The organism is uncultured Campylobacter sp. (assembly GCF_938045625.1).
GTDB lineage: Bacteria > Campylobacterota > Campylobacteria > Campylobacterales > Campylobacteraceae > Campylobacter_A.
Genome location: NZ_CALIAV010000062.1, coordinates 36,965 through 51,775, shown reverse-complemented (window position 1 = coordinate 51,775; position 14,811 = coordinate 36,965). Strand labels below are relative to the sequence as shown.

20 protein-coding genes are annotated in these 14,811 nt (G+C 43.8%); 1 reads left to right on the top strand and 19 read right to left on the bottom strand.

The window, feature by feature from the left end:
• Window positions 1-617: 617 nt before the first annotated feature.
• The 19 genes from Q0386_RS06665 to Q0386_RS06575 all read right to left on the bottom strand — a co-directional run bounded on the left by Q0386_RS06665 (window position 618) and on the right by Q0386_RS06575 (window position 13,826).
• Window positions 618-950 (bottom strand): cupin domain-containing protein, encoded by a 333-nt coding sequence (locus Q0386_RS06665; protein WP_299028839.1) that lies wholly within the window; start codon window positions 948-950, stop codon window positions 618-620.
• 141 nt (window positions 951-1,091) lie between these two features.
• Window positions 1,092-1,448 (bottom strand): 50S ribosomal protein L19, encoded by a 357-nt coding sequence (rplS, locus tag Q0386_RS06660; protein WP_002951216.1) that lies wholly within the window; start codon window positions 1,446-1,448, stop codon window positions 1,092-1,094.
• Complete coding sequence (gene trmD, locus Q0386_RS06655) at window positions 1,445-2,149, bottom strand: tRNA (guanosine(37)-N1)-methyltransferase TrmD (RefSeq protein ID WP_299028836.1); 705 nt, start codon at window positions 2,147-2,149, stop codon at window positions 1,445-1,447. The genes rplS and trmD overlap by 4 nt, the downstream gene beginning before the upstream one ends.
• Complete coding sequence (rimM, locus tag Q0386_RS06650) at window positions 2,149-2,679, bottom strand: ribosome maturation factor RimM (protein WP_299028831.1); 531 nt, start codon at window positions 2,677-2,679, stop codon at window positions 2,149-2,151. The genes trmD and rimM overlap by 1 nt, the downstream gene beginning before the upstream one ends.
• Complete coding sequence (locus tag Q0386_RS06645) at window positions 2,672-2,914, bottom strand: KH domain-containing protein (RefSeq protein ID WP_004319043.1); 243 nt, start codon at window positions 2,912-2,914, stop codon at window positions 2,672-2,674. Before Q0386_RS06645 ends, rimM begins: the two co-directional genes overlap by 8 nt.
• A gap of 6 nt (window positions 2,915-2,920) precedes the next feature.
• Window positions 2,921-3,151 (bottom strand): 30S ribosomal protein S16, encoded by a 231-nt coding sequence (gene rpsP, locus Q0386_RS06640; RefSeq protein ID WP_002951203.1) that lies wholly within the window; start codon window positions 3,149-3,151, stop codon window positions 2,921-2,923.
• 67 nt (window positions 3,152-3,218) lie between these two features.
• The gene (gene ffh / locus Q0386_RS06635; RefSeq protein WP_299028827.1) at window positions 3,219-4,559 is read right to left on the bottom strand and encodes a signal recognition particle protein; all 1,341 of its coding nucleotides are present in this window, start codon (window positions 4,557-4,559) and stop codon (window positions 3,219-3,221) included.
• A gap of 66 nt (window positions 4,560-4,625) precedes the next feature.
• On the bottom strand, window positions 4,626-5,384 hold the full coding sequence (locus Q0386_RS06630; protein WP_299028822.1) for an RNA pseudouridine synthase: 759 nt from the start codon (window positions 5,382-5,384) through the stop codon (window positions 4,626-4,628).
• Window positions 5,381-6,520 (bottom strand): lipid IV(A) 3-deoxy-D-manno-octulosonic acid transferase, encoded by a 1,140-nt coding sequence (waaA, locus tag Q0386_RS06625; protein WP_299028819.1) that lies wholly within the window; start codon window positions 6,518-6,520, stop codon window positions 5,381-5,383. Before waaA ends, Q0386_RS06630 begins: the two co-directional genes overlap by 4 nt.
• Before the next feature lie 9 nt (window positions 6,521-6,529).
• Window positions 6,530-7,240 (bottom strand): zinc ribbon domain-containing protein, encoded by a 711-nt coding sequence (locus Q0386_RS06620; protein WP_299028816.1) that lies wholly within the window; start codon window positions 7,238-7,240, stop codon window positions 6,530-6,532.
• A gap of 9 nt (window positions 7,241-7,249) precedes the next feature.
• Window positions 7,250-7,987: a Nif3-like dinuclear metal center hexameric protein gene (locus tag Q0386_RS06615; RefSeq protein WP_299028813.1), complete on the bottom strand. Its 738-nt coding sequence runs from the start codon at window positions 7,985-7,987 to the stop codon at window positions 7,250-7,252.
• Window positions 7,988-7,993: 6 nt separating this feature from the next.
• Window positions 7,994-8,872 carry a glycine--tRNA ligase subunit alpha gene (gene glyQ / locus Q0386_RS06610; protein WP_299028809.1) on the bottom strand — a complete coding sequence of 293 codons (879 nt, stop codon included), beginning with the start codon at window positions 8,870-8,872 and terminating at the stop codon, window positions 7,994-7,996.
• Between the two features lie 20 nt (window positions 8,873-8,892).
• Window positions 8,893-9,831, bottom strand: coding sequence for an AbgT family transporter (locus tag Q0386_RS06605; RefSeq protein ID WP_299028806.1), 939 nt, complete (start codon window positions 9,829-9,831; stop codon window positions 8,893-8,895).
• Between the two features lies 1 nt (window position 9,832).
• Window positions 9,833-10,432 carry an AbgT family transporter gene (locus Q0386_RS06600; RefSeq protein WP_299028802.1) on the bottom strand — a complete coding sequence of 200 codons (600 nt, stop codon included), beginning with the start codon at window positions 10,430-10,432 and terminating at the stop codon, window positions 9,833-9,835.
• A 6-nt stretch (window positions 10,433-10,438) separates the two neighbouring features.
• Window positions 10,439-10,855 (bottom strand): effector binding domain-containing protein, encoded by a 417-nt coding sequence (locus Q0386_RS06595; RefSeq protein ID WP_299028799.1) that lies wholly within the window; start codon window positions 10,853-10,855, stop codon window positions 10,439-10,441.
• Between the two features lie 2 nt (window positions 10,856-10,857).
• Window positions 10,858-11,331, bottom strand: coding sequence for a DUF3972 domain-containing protein (locus Q0386_RS06590; protein WP_299028795.1), 474 nt, complete (start codon window positions 11,329-11,331; stop codon window positions 10,858-10,860).
• Window positions 11,332-11,341: 10 nt separating this feature from the next.
• Complete coding sequence (gene purE, locus Q0386_RS06585; RefSeq protein WP_299028792.1) at window positions 11,342-11,839, bottom strand: 5-(carboxyamino)imidazole ribonucleotide mutase; 498 nt, start codon at window positions 11,837-11,839, stop codon at window positions 11,342-11,344.
• Window positions 11,836-13,098, bottom strand: a complete 1,263-nt coding sequence (locus Q0386_RS06580; RefSeq protein WP_299028790.1) for a peptidase U32 family protein — start codon at window positions 13,096-13,098, stop codon at window positions 11,836-11,838. The genes purE and Q0386_RS06580 overlap by 4 nt, the downstream gene beginning before the upstream one ends.
• A complete protein-coding gene (locus Q0386_RS06575; RefSeq protein ID WP_299028787.1) occupies window positions 13,095-13,826 on the bottom strand; it encodes a chemotaxis protein in 732 nt (243 codons plus the stop codon). Before Q0386_RS06575 ends, Q0386_RS06580 begins: the two co-directional genes overlap by 4 nt.
• A 126-nt stretch (window positions 13,827-13,952) precedes the next feature.
• On the opposite strand from Q0386_RS06575, the gene Q0386_RS06570 reads away from it, so the two are divergent.
• Window positions 13,953-14,732: a histidinol-phosphatase gene (locus Q0386_RS06570; RefSeq protein ID WP_299028784.1), complete on the top strand. Its 780-nt coding sequence runs from the start codon at window positions 13,953-13,955 to the stop codon at window positions 14,730-14,732.
• The last annotated feature ends 79 nt before the right edge of the window (window positions 14,733-14,811 follow it).

Here is a 14,811-nt window from a genome sequence, read left to right as displayed (position 1 = left end):
TTGCAGATACGGAAAATCAACTGCCAAGTATAACATATTGGCTTATGGGGTCTTTAGCTTCTGTAAAAATGATAGATTTTAAATTTATATTTTTTTTGAGGCCTGGTTAAAAATTTAATTTTTCAAAATCCAAGATATTTTTGGCATCAAATTTAAATCTGCTTATTTTTATATGCCTAGTTTTTACCTTGAGTGTGTTTTGATCTTTTGGGTCTATGTTTGGCAAATTTGATGAAAATGCGTCTAGTTGCAGGCCATCGTCTAAAATTTATAAAACCCAAGTATAAACTTTGTAAAAATAAAGCCTTATTGGGATTTGGCGGCTTCATCGCTTGCCTTCTGGGGCCAAACCATGCAAAATCGTATATCAAAAAGTAGTTTAAAATGCCTTTTTAAGATGAGATCAGGACAATAAAAATTTGAATTACGCAAATAGGTGACCGGACAAAGCCTTTTAGAGCCCCCCATCTTAAGCTCTTTTTATTGTCGTATTTTCGTGCCAAAGAATTAAGCGTAGATCCATTGCGTGGCGCTACTATATTCATTGCATCACTTTAAATTTGCAGATAAGTTTTTATTGGATTATTGCTTTATAGCAAAAGCCAAAAAAGCAAAGGCTAAGATTTTAAGACTCTAAAAACCCTACTTAGGTCGTCATTTTTACTTAAGCTAAGTCTTACTATGCTATTTTCCAAAGCAGTCAAAGCATGCAAGACGTTTGGCTCGAGCGTAATCATATCAAGCGCATTCAATATAACATTTTCGTCACCAACGCTAAATTCTATCTTACCGCTTAGAACCTGCACCATGATAGCGCCCGGCGCCTTATGTTCCTTCATTTGGGCGCCTTTTTCTAGATTTATGCGTATTTCTTTACTGTGCGGCCCATCAAAAAGCTTAGCTATAGTAACGCCGTTAAATACGTTATGTTGCCATACGATTTTTTCCATTTATAACCTTTATTATAAAATAATCACGGCATTGTAACTATAATTTTGAATAAAAGAATTGATTTTAATTAAGCGATTTTTGAAATTTAAGAAAAAGAGATAGGAGCAAAAGCCTAAACTAGACTTTTGCAAGGAGTAAAATTATTTTTTAAGCTCTTTAATGCGAGCAGCTTTACCGCGTCTATCGCGTAGATAAAATAGCTTAGCGCGGCGAACGCGGCCTTGTCTCAGAACGGTTATACTCTCTAGGCTTTCGCTATAGATAGGAAAAATTCTCTCTACGCCTACGCTATTTGCGCCGATTTTTCTGATGATAAATGTTTCGCCAGTTCCGCTTCCGCGTCTTGCTATGCAGATACCTTCAAAATTTTGGATTCTAGTTTTATCACCCTCTTTGATGCGGATAGCTATACGCAAAGTATCTCCAGCACGAAAATCAGGCACAGACTTTTGGGCTATTTGAGTTTGCTCAAATGCCTCGATATACTTGTTTCTCATATTTTTTCCTTAGTCGGCGGCTCAAATTTTCGGTATAAATCCGGACGAAAAAACCTAGTTTTTAAGAACGCCATATTATTTTTCAAAGCTCTGATTCTAGCATGGTCTCCCTTTAAAAACGCTGAAACCACACCAGAGCTTTTGTAATCACTGGGTTTTGTAAAAGACGGGGCCTCAAGTAAATTCCCTTCAAAACTCTCAACTTCAAGACTTTCATTGTTTCCTAAAACGCCGTCAATATTGCGAGAAATCGCATCAGCAATACAAAGCGCCCCCAGCTCTCCACCCGTCATCACAAAGTCGCCGATACAAAAAATTTCATCCGCGTATTTCTCTGCTATGCGCTCATCTATGCCTTCATATCTACCGCAAACTAAGCAAATATACTCTTTTTTTGCCAAACGTCTAGCGTCGTTTTGAGTAAATTTTTTCCCGGCAGGCGCAAGAAAAACAATGTGAGTTTCTGGCCTGCTTTTTATTAAAAAATTTAAAGTATCGTCAAGAGGCTGACACGTCATAAGTAGCCCTGCGCCGCCGCCAACCATATAATCATCTACTTTTTTATGCTTATCGGTGCTAAAATCGCGAGGATTTAAAAAATCAATCGAAATAAGCTTCTCTTTTGTAGCGCGACCTAAAATACTGTCATCAAAGTAAGGCCGTACAAGGCTTTCAAAAAGCGTAACAAAGGTAAATTTCATCAGGAATTTTCTAAAATTAAGATAGCGTTTTTGGTGTAAATTTTTTTATTTTCTACATCTACTTTTTCTATATAAACGTCGATATACGGAATATAAAAACTTTTTTCCAATCCCTTAGCAATCAAATTTTCATCGGTTTTTACCAAAAACAGATGATTTGCGCCGACCTCGTCTACATCCTCTACTTCACCCAACCTTTGATTATTTTCGTAAATTTCGCAACCGATGACATCAAAATAGAAAAACTCGCCTTTTTTTAGTTTGCAGTTTTTTCTAGTTTCATCTTTTGTAGTGTAGATTGTTTTATTTGTGAGAGTTTTTGCGCTATCTATGTCTTCAAAACCATAAAAAGAGATTGTATCGTTTGCGTGATTATAGGTTTTTACGACAAGTTCTTTGCCGTCTTTATCGTAAAATATAGAGTCTTTTTTAAATTGATTAGGAAAGTCGCCCCTATTATGAAGCTTAACAAAACCCTTTAGTCCCACAGTTTTGCCAAGCAGTGCGACTTCTATAAGTTGTTCATTCAAGAGGCTTTACCGTAACGCGGTATGATGTCGCATCTTTTGCTTTATAGCCAACGATTACAGTCTTTATCGCGTTTATCATCCTGCCGTCTTTGCCGATAAGCTTGCCTGTATCGACTTTATCGGCGTAAATTATCAGCTCGGCAAAATTTTCGCCAAGCTCGACTCGCTCGAGTTTCACTTTTTCAGGAAAATCGGCGATGAGCTTAGCATATTCAAGTAAAAAATTTTCTACCATTTTTAATTATTTGCTAGTTATTTTTGCAACCCTATCGCTAAGTTTCGCACCGACGCCCTTCCAATAAGCCAAGCGCTCAGCGTCAAATTTTACCACCTCAGGCTCAACCATGGGGTTGTAGTAACCGATCGACTCTATCCAGCCGCCGTCTCTTCTTTTTCTGCTATCTGTTACGACTATACGATAAAAAGGTTTTTTCTTGCGTCCCATTCTCGTTAGTCTTACTACTGTTGCCATTATATTTCTCCTTCTGTTTTTTAAATAGGCTTAAATTTAGCCACGCTCGTAGCGAAATTTAAGCCCTTTAATTAGGGCGAGTATTTTTAGCTTGGTTTAGTAAATTTCCTAGCCCCTTTAAGCCTTCTTTGCCTGAAAATCTTTTTGCTATTTTCGATGCGTTTTCAAACTGCTTTAAAAAGCGATTTACCTCTACTTGAGACAGTCCCGATCCAGCAGCTAAACGTCTTTTTCGGCTGTTGTTTAACAGGTCCGGATTCTCGCGCTCTTTTTGCGTCATAGAATTTATCATAGCCTTGATATGTAAAATTTCCTTGGAGTTATCAAGGTCGATATCTTTTATCTGATTTGCCACGCTTGAGAGACCCGGTATCATCCCGATAAGGCTTTTCATATTTCCGAGTTTCTTAACGCTTTCCATTTGCGACAAAAAGTCGTTAAAGTTAAACTGTCCTTTTTTGATCTTTTTATTTATTCTTTTTGCTTCTTGCTCATCTATCACGGCGCTAGTTTTCTCGACCAGCGTCGCCAAGTCGCCCTCGCCCATTATACGGCTCACGATTCGCTCAGGGATAAAGCTCTCCATATCGCCGACTTTTTCGCCGATACCAACGAATCTAAGCGGTATATTTAGCTGCTTTGCTATGCCTATAGCCACGCCGCCTTTGCTATCCGAGTCAAATTTACTTAGCACCACGCCGCTTATTTTTAGCGCATCATTAAACGTGCTTGCCGTTTTTACGCCGTCTTGTCCGCTCATGGCGTCTGCTACGTAGAAAATTTCATGCGGCTCGAGCGCTGATTTGATGTCTTTTATCTGCTTCATCAAAGCTTCATCTATCGCTAGGCGTCCCGCCGTATCAACCAAAAGCACGTCGTAAAGCCCACTTTTTGCCTTAGCTAGCGCTTGTTTGGCTACGTTTAGCGGATCGGTTTCGTTTTCTATGCTAAAAAGCTCTATCTCGTTTGCTTCGCAAAGCTGACGAAGCTGCTCGACGGCCGCCAAGCGCTGTAAATCGCACGCCGCAACCAAAACTTTTTTCTTTCTAAGCTTTAGATAATTTGCTAGCTTTATCGTCGTAGTGGTTTTTCCGCTACCTTGCAATCCCGCCATAAGGACAATCGTAGGAGCCACGGGCGCAAAGACAAAGCCCTGGTTGCCCGGCGCGGTTAAAACCTTCGTCAAATTTGACTTTATAGCGTCTAAAAATTGCTTTTGACCTATTCCGCTTTGCTTTAGATCAGCCTCGATGAGAGCTAGCAACTCTTTGGTAACTTTGTGATGAACATCGGCTTTTAGTAGTGCTTTTTTAAGCACGTCAAGCGCGTTATTTAGCGCTTTTTCATCGTCTACGAAACGAATTTTACTAACGGCTAAACGAAACGACTCGCTGATTTGTTCAAACACATTCTACCTTTTATTTACATTTATAGTTAAAGCGCGTATTTTATTAAATTTAAGCTTTATCGCTCTTTAAATCTCAAAATTTCTTGAAATTTCAAAACCGAGCCTATTAAAATCACTGCTCAAATTTGACTTAAATTTATATCCTAAAAGCTCGATTTTATAGGCATGCAGATACATTCTCGCGGATTTATTTTTAGCGTATTTTTCATCGCCGACGATCCCGTATCCAGAGTGATTTAGGTGCACTCTGATTTGGTGAGTTCTGCCGGTTTTTATCTCGACTTTTACGAGACTTTTTTTGCCTGCAACCATCACTGGAGTTACGTGCGAAAAGGCCTCTTTACCGTTTGGCGAGATTTTAGAAAACGCGCCGCCCCTGTTTTTTAGCGTGATTATAGGTTCATTTACGCTAAATTCCTCACTCACGATGCCTTTTACAGCTGCGACGTACTCTTTTTTTACGCGGCAGTTTTTAAACTCCTCGATCGCTTTTTTTTGAAATTCCTCGTTTTTCACTAGCAAAAGTACGCCGCTCGTTTCCTTATCAAGCCTGTGAAGCAGCGGAAATTTATACATTTCGCTCACTTTTTCCGATGTTAAAAATGCCGGTTTATCAACCGCGATCAGGTTTTCATCCTCAAAAATCACGCTTGGACGCGGCAGCTTTTGCACGTTAAATTTAGTCGCAGCGCTCATCATTGCGCGCGCCACGGCGATTCTTTGCCCTTTGGCGCTAACTAGCCCCGCGTCGATCAACTCCTTTGCCTCGTTGTTTGAGATGTCCTCCTGGATCGCCAGTAGTTTATAGGCTTTTTCTTCTTTCATAAATTTTCCTCAATATCTTTTAAAATCTCGCTTGCATCGCCTTTGGCGACGATTTTTGCCTTTGGTAAATCTTGCTTTAAAAGCAAATTTATCTCGTCCGATTTTGCAAATTTTATACCGTCCACCGCACTATACAAGGCCTTTTGATTAAATATAAACTTCCCGCTTATCACCGCGTTTTCAAACTGCGCCGCCTCGATCGGATTGTGTCCGCCGACGTTTGGCACGAAGCTACCGCCGAGCACGACGACGTCGCTAAATTTATAAATATTTACCAGCTCGCCCATAGTATCGACCAGCACGCATTGTGCGTCGAAATTTTTCATTTCGCTAAATTTAGCAAAACTTAGTCCGTTTTTTGCGGCAAAATTAGCCAAAATCTCGCCTGCCTCGCCGAACCTCTCCGGATGACGCGGCACGAGGATTAGCTTATCGTTTGCGTCCAAATTTATCTCGCGTAAAATCAGCTCCTCTTCCCCTGCATGAGTACTAGCCAGCACGATCACGCGCTCTTTTGGTTTGGCGTAAATTTTACTCGGGTTTGGCAAAAAAGCTGATTTTATATTGCCGCTAACGACGATATTTTTAGCTCCGAGCCGCTCTAGACGCTGTTTATCTAGATCGCTTTGGGCGTAAATTTTATCTATAAATTTAAACAAATACCTGTAAAAAAAGCCAAATTTGAGATAACTTTTGTAGCTCCTATCAGAAATCCTAGCGTTTATCAAAATGACGCGCGAGCCCTTAAATTTAGCCCAAAAAACAAGCCCTAGCCAAAGCTCGGCCTCAAAAATAATCGTGATTTTAGCAGGCTTTAGCCAAAACGGTAAAAATATCTCAAACGGCAAAAAGCGCGTATTTGACGTGATCTTTTTCGCCTCGTCAAAGCCGGTTTTAGTTACGACCGAGACTGCGGCCGCGTCTTTAAATTTGCTAACTAGCGGCGCGATAGAGCGCACTTCGCCAAAACTGCACGCGTGAAAATGCACGTGCGAGGCGTCAAATTTGGGATTTTTAAACAAAAAAAATCTAGCGGGGATAGAGACTCTGTACTTTTTCTTAAAAGCTAAAATCGCAAGCGGTAAAGCCCCCAAGGCAAATGCCGCGAGGACTAAAACGTAATAAATTATTATCAAATTTAAAGGCTAGTTCGCCGCTTCTTTGTATAAAATTCGGCCGCAGTGAGGGCATGTCACGATATCTTCGCCCTTTATAACAGCAGAATAAGTCTTGTCGTTTATCTGCATAAAGCAGCCGTAGCAGGCCTGCTTTTTGACCGGCACGACAGCGGTATTGTGCGCCCATTTGCGGATTTTCTCGTAAAAGGTCAAGATTTTTTGATTCATCTCGCCGACTAGTTTATTTTTCTTAGCGTATATTTCATCTCTTTGCTGTTCGATAGCGCTGACTTCGGCCGAAATTTCGCTCTCGATTTTGGCTAAATTTTCGCTAAGCTCCGCAGCCTTCGCCTCAAGCTCGCTTTTTAGCGCATTTTTGCTATCTATGATTTTTTCTAGTCTTTCGACCTCTTCGTTTGCGGCCTCTAGCTGTTCTTTAGCTAGTTCATCTTCTAGTTGAAGCGCTTTTATCTCTTTTTCGGTTTTTGCCGCGCCGCTTTTTTTAGCGACGTCTTTTATTTTCGCGCTAAATTCGGCTATGTGCGCGTTGGTTTGAGATTTTTGATTTTTTAGCTCGGTCACGCTCGTAGCCGCTTCCTCGATCTGCGCCAAAATCGCTACCTGCTCATCCTTGGTCGCTTTTAAAACGCTTTGAACCTTCTCAAGGCGCGGCGTGAAATCGTCGATATCTTTATCAATGGCTGAAAGCTCGACTAGCTGTTCTAAATATTTATTCATCTTTTTCCTTTAACTGTATGAAAACGGGTTTTTTGAGTTAGATATTATAGTAGGAATCGGCAAAATTTGCAAATATTTTGCAAGCGACTCCCCAAAATACCGCTCGCTCTCAAAGTGTCCGATGTCTAGTATAGTAAGATTATTTTGCACGGCGCTCATGGCTTGGTGGTATTTTAGATCCCCGGTTAAAAACACGTCCGCTTTAACGATATCTATCAAATCTCCGCCGCTTCCCGTGCAAAATGCAAGGCGTTTTATAGGCGCATTATGATCAAATTTTCGCCCCTTGCAAACTCTTAAATGGCTTAATTTTAGCTTTGTTTTTACTCTCTCGCAAAGCTTGTCAAAGCTCAAATTTACATCCGCATAAAGCACGAATCCATCGCGCTCTTTTGGCGTAAAGCCCAAAATTTCACTTAGCACGTACTCATTTAGATGACTTAGATCATAGTTCGTGTGCATCGCGATCAGGCTTAAATTTTTAGCCACCATCTTTGCGATTAAGCTGCTTGGATATGTGTCAAAATTTAACGACTTTAGCCCCTTAAAAATGAGCGGATGATGCGTGATGATGAGCGAGTTTGGCTGTGCTTCGTCCAAAAGCTCTTCATCGACGTCGAGGCTAAGATAAACGCGCTCCGCACTCGTCTCAAACGAGCCCACGAGCAGTCCGCTGTTATCCCACTCCTCTTGACTTACAAATGGACTAATCTCGTCTAAAATTTTATAAATTTCGCCGATTTTCATCAAATTTTATTCGCCCTTCGCGTCGTTTGCGGCATCGATGCTAGCCTTGTACGTTAGCGCGCACTCTTTGGCTAGTTCGCGGATTTTTAGGATGTAGTCTTGCCTTTGCGTTACACTGATAGCTCCGCGCGCATCAAGGACGTTAAACGTATGCGCCGCTAGCATGCAGTAGTCATACGCCGGTAGCGAAATTTTAGCCTCCAAGCAGCGTTTGCACTCGCCGAATGCATTTTCAAACTGGCGAAACAGCATATCAACATCTGCGATTTCAAAGTTATATTTGCTCCACTCAAATTCGCCCTGCTTATGCACGTCGGCGTAGGTCACGATATTGCCGCCCCTATCGTCCCAAACGATATCATAGACGCTATTTACGTCCTGTAGATACATCGCAAGGCGCTCAAGGCCGTAGGTGATCTCAGCAGAAACCAGCTCGCACGCGATGCCGCCAACTTGCTGGAAATACGTAAACTGCGTCACCTCCATACCGTCTAGCCAGACCTCCCAGCCTAGCCCCCAAGCGCCCAGCGTCGGGCTCTCCCAGTTATCCTCGACGAAGCGGATGTCGTGATTTTTCAAATTTAAACCGAGCTTTTCAAGACTTTTTAGATAAAGCTCCTGTATATTTTCCGGGCTTGGTTTAATGAGCACCTGAAACTGATAATAAGCACCCAGGCGGTTTGGGTTTTCTCCATATCTGCCATCAGTCGGACGGCGAGAGGGCGCTACGTATGCAGTCGCCCACGGCTTTGGCCCGAGGCTCCTTAAAAATGTCGCCTGATGATAGGTACCCGCACCCGCCGGCATATCGTAGGGCTGTAGTATCACGCAGCCCTGCTCGCGCCAGTAGTTTTGCAACGTCAAAATAATCTCTGAAAACGTCATTTCTCTTCCTTTTTAAAATTTTATTTTAGATAATGTATAACCGCGCCCGGCCCCAAAGGTAGGTCAAAAGCATACCAAACCGACATCAACGCCGCCCACGAGAGTAAAAATGCGACCGTATAAGGCAGCATGATCGAGACTACCGAGCCGATTTTCAGCCCCTTGTCGTAGCGCTGCATAAACGCCACTATCAGCACAAAAAACGGCATCAAAGGCGTGATGATATTTGTCGTCGAGTCGCCTATCCTAAACGCAGCCTGCGTTAGCTCGGGAGAGAGGCCTAGATTCATAAACATAGGCACAAAAATAGGCGCCATCATCGCCCATTTGGCCGAATCCACGGCGATAAATAAATTTATAAACGCGATCACGACTATAAAAACGATAATGAGGCTAAGTCCCGTTAGTCCAATATCTTTTAAGAAAACCGAGCCCTTTATCGACAGCACCAGCCCGATGTTTGAGGCGTTAAAGAGATAGGTAAACTGAGCTGCGAAAAATATCAAAACCAAAAATCCAGATAACTCGGCGACGGCTTGTTCCATAAATTTGACCGCGTCGCCGCTGTTTTTTATCGTCCCCGCTCCTGCGCCGTATGCTGCGCCCGCTACTATAAAAAATAGCATCATAAAAATGATGATAGAGTGCATGAAAACGGACTTCGTAAAGCTCTCGCCCTCTTTTGCGCCAAAGAGCGAATTTGACGGTAAAAGCGCTACCAGCAAAAGGATCGCGAAAACAACCGTCGCGATGAGTGCAAATTTTAGCCCGCGTTTTTGCTCCGCGCTGATCTGGTCGCGCTCGCTTAAATTTAACACACCATCAAAGCTAAATTTACCCAGCCTAGGCTCGACGATCCTATCGGTTACAAACGAGCCCACGATCACGATCAAAAAGGTAGAAGCGATCATAAAGTACCAATTTGCCGTAGCCAAAACGACATAGTCGGGATTTAGCACGCTAGCCGCCTGGGGTAGAAAACGCCGCAAACATCGGATCGTTCGTGCCGATTAGCAGATTTGCCGACCAGCCACCGCTAACGCCCGCAAAAGCCGCCGCTAGCCCAGCGATAGGATGGCGTCCAAAGCCCGCAAACAAAATAGCCCCGAGCGGTATCAGTACGACGTAGCCGACTGAGGAGGCGACGTTAGACATCACGCCCAAAAAGATCACGATAGGCGTTACCCATTTTTTGGACGAATTTAGGGCGATTTTTTTAACTAGCGCCGATAAAAGCCCGGCCTTGTCCGCCACGCCGATACCCAAAATGATCGCAAAAACCACGCCAAGCGGATAAAAACCGGTGAAGTTTTTAAGCACGGATGAAACAAAGGTTCTGATACTATCAGCTGAGAGCAAATTTACGACGTTTGCGCTTAGCTGCGAGATCTGGCCGTCCTTGATAGCCTGATAGCTGACGCCCACGCCAAGCCTCTCTAGCACAAACGACAGCAAAATCGTAATAACCGAAAGATAGACGAAAAGCATGGTGGGATTAGGCAGCTTGTTGCCGAATTTTTCGATAAAGCCTAAGATCGATCCGTTATTTTTATTGTCCATTTTTTCCTAATCTAAAACCGAGATATAAATTTTTATCCCGTCGCTACCGTAAAGCTCAAAGTCCGTTTCATGGGCTCTTTTTAGTTTCGAGTTTTCAAAATATTTCCAAATTTCTCCCCAAAATTTCGCTACGTTTTGCGGCTCGTTTGGAAAGCCAAAAACAGCGTATTTGCCGCTTTTTATCTCTAAAATTTCGCCGCCAGGGCAAAGCGACTTCGTACCGATAAATAAATCGTAAAGCCCGTTTACGCCGTTTTCGTAGCTACAATAAACGCCGTAAATTTCGCCTTTACCGTCATAAAATTCTTTTGTAAATTTAGCCCACAAGGCCGGGATTTTACCGTCGCCGTTTATCTCGTCGGCATTTTTGGTGCGAGTTTTTAATCCGCAAATTTTAAAACCATCTACCGCTAAAATTTCCACGACTACTCCTTGTCGCTCTTGAAATTTTCAACCGCCTTATTCCACATGAGTTTGTATTTTCGTTTTAAAAACTCGACTTCTTCTTGCGAATTTTTTAGTTGCTTTGTGAGCGTCTCGACCGTACGGCGATCCTCGTCGTAGAGCTCTTGCATCGAGATTAGCGCCTCTTTTAAAAACTTATTTTCGTTGCGCAGGGTCTCTAGCGTCTCGTCTTTGGCGTCTAGCACCTTTTCGTGCAAATTCAGTATCGTGCCGATCGTCTTTTCTACGAAGCTAAAGCCATCCGCGCCGATCTGGGGCGCAGGTACGGCCACGACGCTAGGCACGACGCTCATCGTGCCTTGACTAGCTTCTATGAGGGTTTCGCCGCCTTCTTCTTTCGTATTTAGAACACCGCGGTTTATCATCCCCTCGATCACCTCGCGCTCTAGGTGCACGAGCTTGCAAAATTCGTCTATGCTTAAGTATGTCTGCATATTTGCTCCTTTAGGCGAGTAAAACTTCCACCTTCGCCGAGTCCTCTTCTACCTGCTTGGCTTTCGTTGCTCGGTCGGCTTTTAGCATTTCGTCTAGATTTTGGTCGTTTAGAGCCAAAATTTGCAGTGCCAGATAGGCTGCATTTACCGCGCCGGCCTTACCGATAGCCACGGTGCCCACAGGCATGCCGCCGGGCATCTGCACGGTCGAATAAAGCGCGTCCACGCCGCTAAGCGCCGAGCCTGCCATCGGTATGCCGATCACTGGGCGAGTGGTGTTTGCTGCGATAGCGCCTGCTAGATGCGCCGCCATGCCGGCCGCCGCGATAAAGACCTGCGCGCCCTTTTCCTCGGCCGCGGCGACGTATTCGCTCGTTCGCTTCGGGCTTCTGTGCGCCGAGCTGATGATTAGCTCGTAAGGGACATTAAATTTTTCAAGCACCTTTGCCGCCTCGCTAACTACGTCGTAGTCGCTCTTGCTTCCCATTATAATTGAAACAAATTTCATTTTATTTCCTCTCTTAAAAAGCTAAATTTAGGCAACCTCGCGCCCAAATTTACTTCGTTTTCGTTGCCGCTGTGGATCTCGGCGATCTCTTTGCCTTTTTTTGTTACTAGTTTTTTAAATTTGATAAATTTCTTGCCGTCACGAGCGAAAATTTGAGATATTTCGCTCTCGCACTCATCTATCTGCGAGCCCAGAGGCGCTACGATCTCATACTCGTTGCCGGGGAAAATTTTATATTTGCATTTAAAAAACTCGCCGTCTAAAGTCATAGCGTTTACCTGATGAGTGCCCTCCTCTAGGCTGCTAGCATGATTTTGCGTATCAGACTTTTCAAACGGGCGATTTACTAGGTAGCCGTCGGTAAAACCGCGATTTTTTAGCGTATTTAGCTCGCTCGCGTAAATTTGCGCGTCAAATTTGTCGTCCACGGCGTCATCAACGGCCATGCGGTAGGCTCTAGTCGCACAGGCTGCATAGTATTCGCTTTTCGTACGGCCTTCGATCTTTAGGCTATCGACCGCGCCGCTTTCGATGATATCTTTGATGTGCGCGGATAAATTTAAATCCTTCGAGTTCATCACGTGCGTGCCGCCTTCTTCGTCCTCTTCCAGGCGAAACAGCGTCCCGCTCTCGGGGTTTTTGGCGTAGAGTTCGTATTTAAACCTGCAGTCGTTGGCGCAGCTACCGCGGTTTGATTGGCGGCCGCTTTGAACCGCGCTAACCAAACAGCGCCCCGAGTAAGCAAAGCACATCGAGCCGTGCACGAAAATTTCGATATCCAGCGTCGGGATTTGCTCTTTTATCTTCACGACGTCTTTTAAACTCATTTCGCGCGCTACGACGATGCGTTTTGCGCCCATTTCGTGATAAATTTTAGCGTCAAGCGTATTCATGACATTTGCCTGCGTCGAGAGGTGGATCTCAATCTCGGGGGCTATTTCTTTTGCCAGGCTCATGACGCCGGGAGTCGCGATGATAAAGGCATCCGGCTTCATCGCCGATATCGTTTGCAAGTGGCGTTTTAGCGGCTCGATTTGCGAATTAAAAGGAAACGCGTTTACCGTCGCGTAAAATTTTTTGCCCTTTGCGTGCGTGTATTCGATGGCTTCTTTAAAGGTTTCAAGGTTAAATTCGCGCGCCGAACGGGTGCGAAGCGAAAAGCTCGCCACCGATGCGTAAACTGCGTCTGCGCCGTATTCTAGAGCTATTTTTAACTTGGTTAAATTTCCTGCTGGGGATAAAAGCTCGGGCTTTTTCACTTTTTGCCCAAACTTTCTATCAGAGCTTCGATGTCGTCGTTGCTGACGAGATTTTCGGTGTGCGTATCGCCGGCGATATGTACGGCCGAGGCCACGCGCTTCTCGTCGTCGATCTTGCCCTCAAATAGGCTACTCATATACTTGCTAAGCGCGCGCATGACGTTGATAACGCGCTCGATCTTTTGACGGTGGATGTCTTGATACTGCATCATATCCATCGCCATCATTATCTCGTCCTCGGCCATTCTGACGTTATCTAGCGTCGTTTCTGCAGAGCTTTTTAGGGCGTTATTTTTCTCTAGCGCTTCGGCAAAAGTAGCGATATTTGGGAATTTTTCGTGCAGTTTGGTAAAAATTTCGATATTGGCCTCGATACCGCCGATAATCTCGCTAAGTCCGTTCTCCGCGTCCATAGAGAAGTTATTGATCGCATCGAGCTTGTCAAACATCTGCGTGGCTTTTTCCTCGCTATCCTTTGTAACGTCGTCTAGCTGATGAACCATCTTGTGATCATCCGTCGGTGGAGGCGGAGGCCACGATATGTTCGAGGATGCTCTATAGTCGCCGTCAAATTTAACGTCATCATCTTTGCGCTCCGCTACTTCTTTTTTGTCGGCAGCATTTAGGTCTAAATTTTCATCTCCGCTAGCTTGCGCGTCGCTCTCGTCTGCAGCGACGACGTCATCCAGATCGCCCGCCATCAAGGCGTCAAGTTCTTCTTGCGTCATAAAATCTCCTATTTAAATTTGGGCTGATTATATAGAAAATTAACGAAATATAAGTTTAAAAACCCAAACTTTATCCTTAAATTTATTAAATTTTAGGTAGCATTTGCAAAATATTTAAGGATAAAAATGAGAGTCGATCTACACAACCACACGCCGCTTTGTAAACACGCCGTAGATGAGCCTAAGCAGTACGTTTTAAGCGCGATAAATTCGGGCTGTGAGTATTTTGGTTTTAGCGATCACGCGCCGATGAAATTTGACGAAGCGTACCGCATGGAGTTTTCGCAAATGCCCTCTTACGAGAGCGAGATTTTGCGCCTCAGAGACGAATTTGACGGACAGATCAAAATCCTGCTCGGCTACGAAGTCGATTTTTTAGAAGGCTTTATGGACGAGCGGGTTTTAGCGCGCAAGGTTGATTACCTAATCGGTTCGGTGCATTTTTTGGGCGGCTGGGGCTTTGATAATCCCGAATTTATCGGCGAATATAAAAAGCGCGACATAGATCAAATTTGGCGGGATTATTTTTACTGCGTCGAAAAGATGGCAAAGTCTGGCAAATTTGACATAGTCGGGCATTTGGATTTGCTAAAAGTATTTAAATTTATGCCAAAAACCGACGTTAGACTCCTGGCCAAAGACGCAATCGAGGCTATAAAAAAGGCAAATTTGACGGTGGAGATAAATGCGGCCGGCTTTAGAAAACCGATCGGCGAGCAGTATCCGAGCGTAAATTTGCTAGAAATGATCGCCGAAAAAGACATACCTATCACGTTTGGCTCGGACGCGCACGCAAAAGACCAAGTCGGTCTAAACGGCGAAAAATGCGAGCAAATCGCCGGAAATTTGGGCTTTAGCAAGTGTGCGGTATTTCAAAACCGCGATAGAGAATTTGTAAAATTTTAGATCGGGTAGAAAAAATTATTTAAATTAATCTTAAAAGTAAAATTTTATGATAAAATTACGAAATCAATAAACACAGGAG

Excerpts from the sequence above, each read along its gene's own strand:
- Q0386_RS06620 (WP_299028816.1), bottom strand. The coding sequence starts at position 7,240 with ATGAATAAATATTTAGAACAGCTAGTCGAGCTTTCAGCCATTGATAAA.
- Q0386_RS06570 (WP_299028784.1), top strand. The coding sequence starts at position 13,953 with ATGAGAGTCGATCTACACAACCACACGCCGCTTTGTAAACACGCCGTA.
- rplS (WP_002951216.1), bottom strand. The coding sequence starts at position 1,448 with ATGAGAAACAAGTATATCGAGGCATTTGAGCAAACTCAAATAGCCCAA.
- Q0386_RS06600 (WP_299028802.1), bottom strand. The coding sequence starts at position 10,432 with ATGGACAATAAAAATAACGGATCGATCTTAGGCTTTATCGAAAAATTC.
- Q0386_RS06665 (WP_299028839.1), bottom strand. The coding sequence starts at position 950 with ATGGAAAAAATCGTATGGCAACATAACGTATTTAACGGCGTTACTATA.
- Q0386_RS06590 (WP_299028795.1), bottom strand. The coding sequence starts at position 11,331 with ATGCAGACATACTTAAGCATAGACGAATTTTGCAAGCTCGTGCACCTA.
- Q0386_RS06645 (WP_004319043.1), bottom strand. The coding sequence starts at position 2,914 with ATGGTAGAAAATTTTTTACTTGAATATGCTAAGCTCATCGCCGATTTT.
- Q0386_RS06615 (WP_299028813.1), bottom strand. The coding sequence starts at position 7,987 with ATGAAAATCGGCGAAATTTATAAAATTTTAGACGAGATTAGTCCATTT.
- glyQ (WP_299028809.1), bottom strand. The coding sequence starts at position 8,872 with ATGACGTTTTCAGAGATTATTTTGACGTTGCAAAACTACTGGCGCGAG.
- rpsP (WP_002951203.1), bottom strand. The coding sequence starts at position 3,151 with ATGGCAACAGTAGTAAGACTAACGAGAATGGGACGCAAGAAAAAACCT.
- purE (WP_299028792.1), bottom strand. The coding sequence starts at position 11,839 with ATGAAATTTGTTTCAATTATAATGGGAAGCAAGAGCGACTACGACGTA.
- Q0386_RS06630 (WP_299028822.1), bottom strand. The coding sequence starts at position 5,384 with ATGAAAGAAGAAAAAGCCTATAAACTACTGGCGATCCAGGAGGACATC.
- Q0386_RS06575 (WP_299028787.1), bottom strand. The coding sequence starts at position 13,826 with ATGACGCAAGAAGAACTTGACGCCTTGATGGCGGGCGATCTGGATGAC.
- trmD (WP_299028836.1), bottom strand. The coding sequence starts at position 2,149 with ATGAAATTTACCTTTGTTACGCTTTTTGAAAGCCTTGTACGGCCTTAC.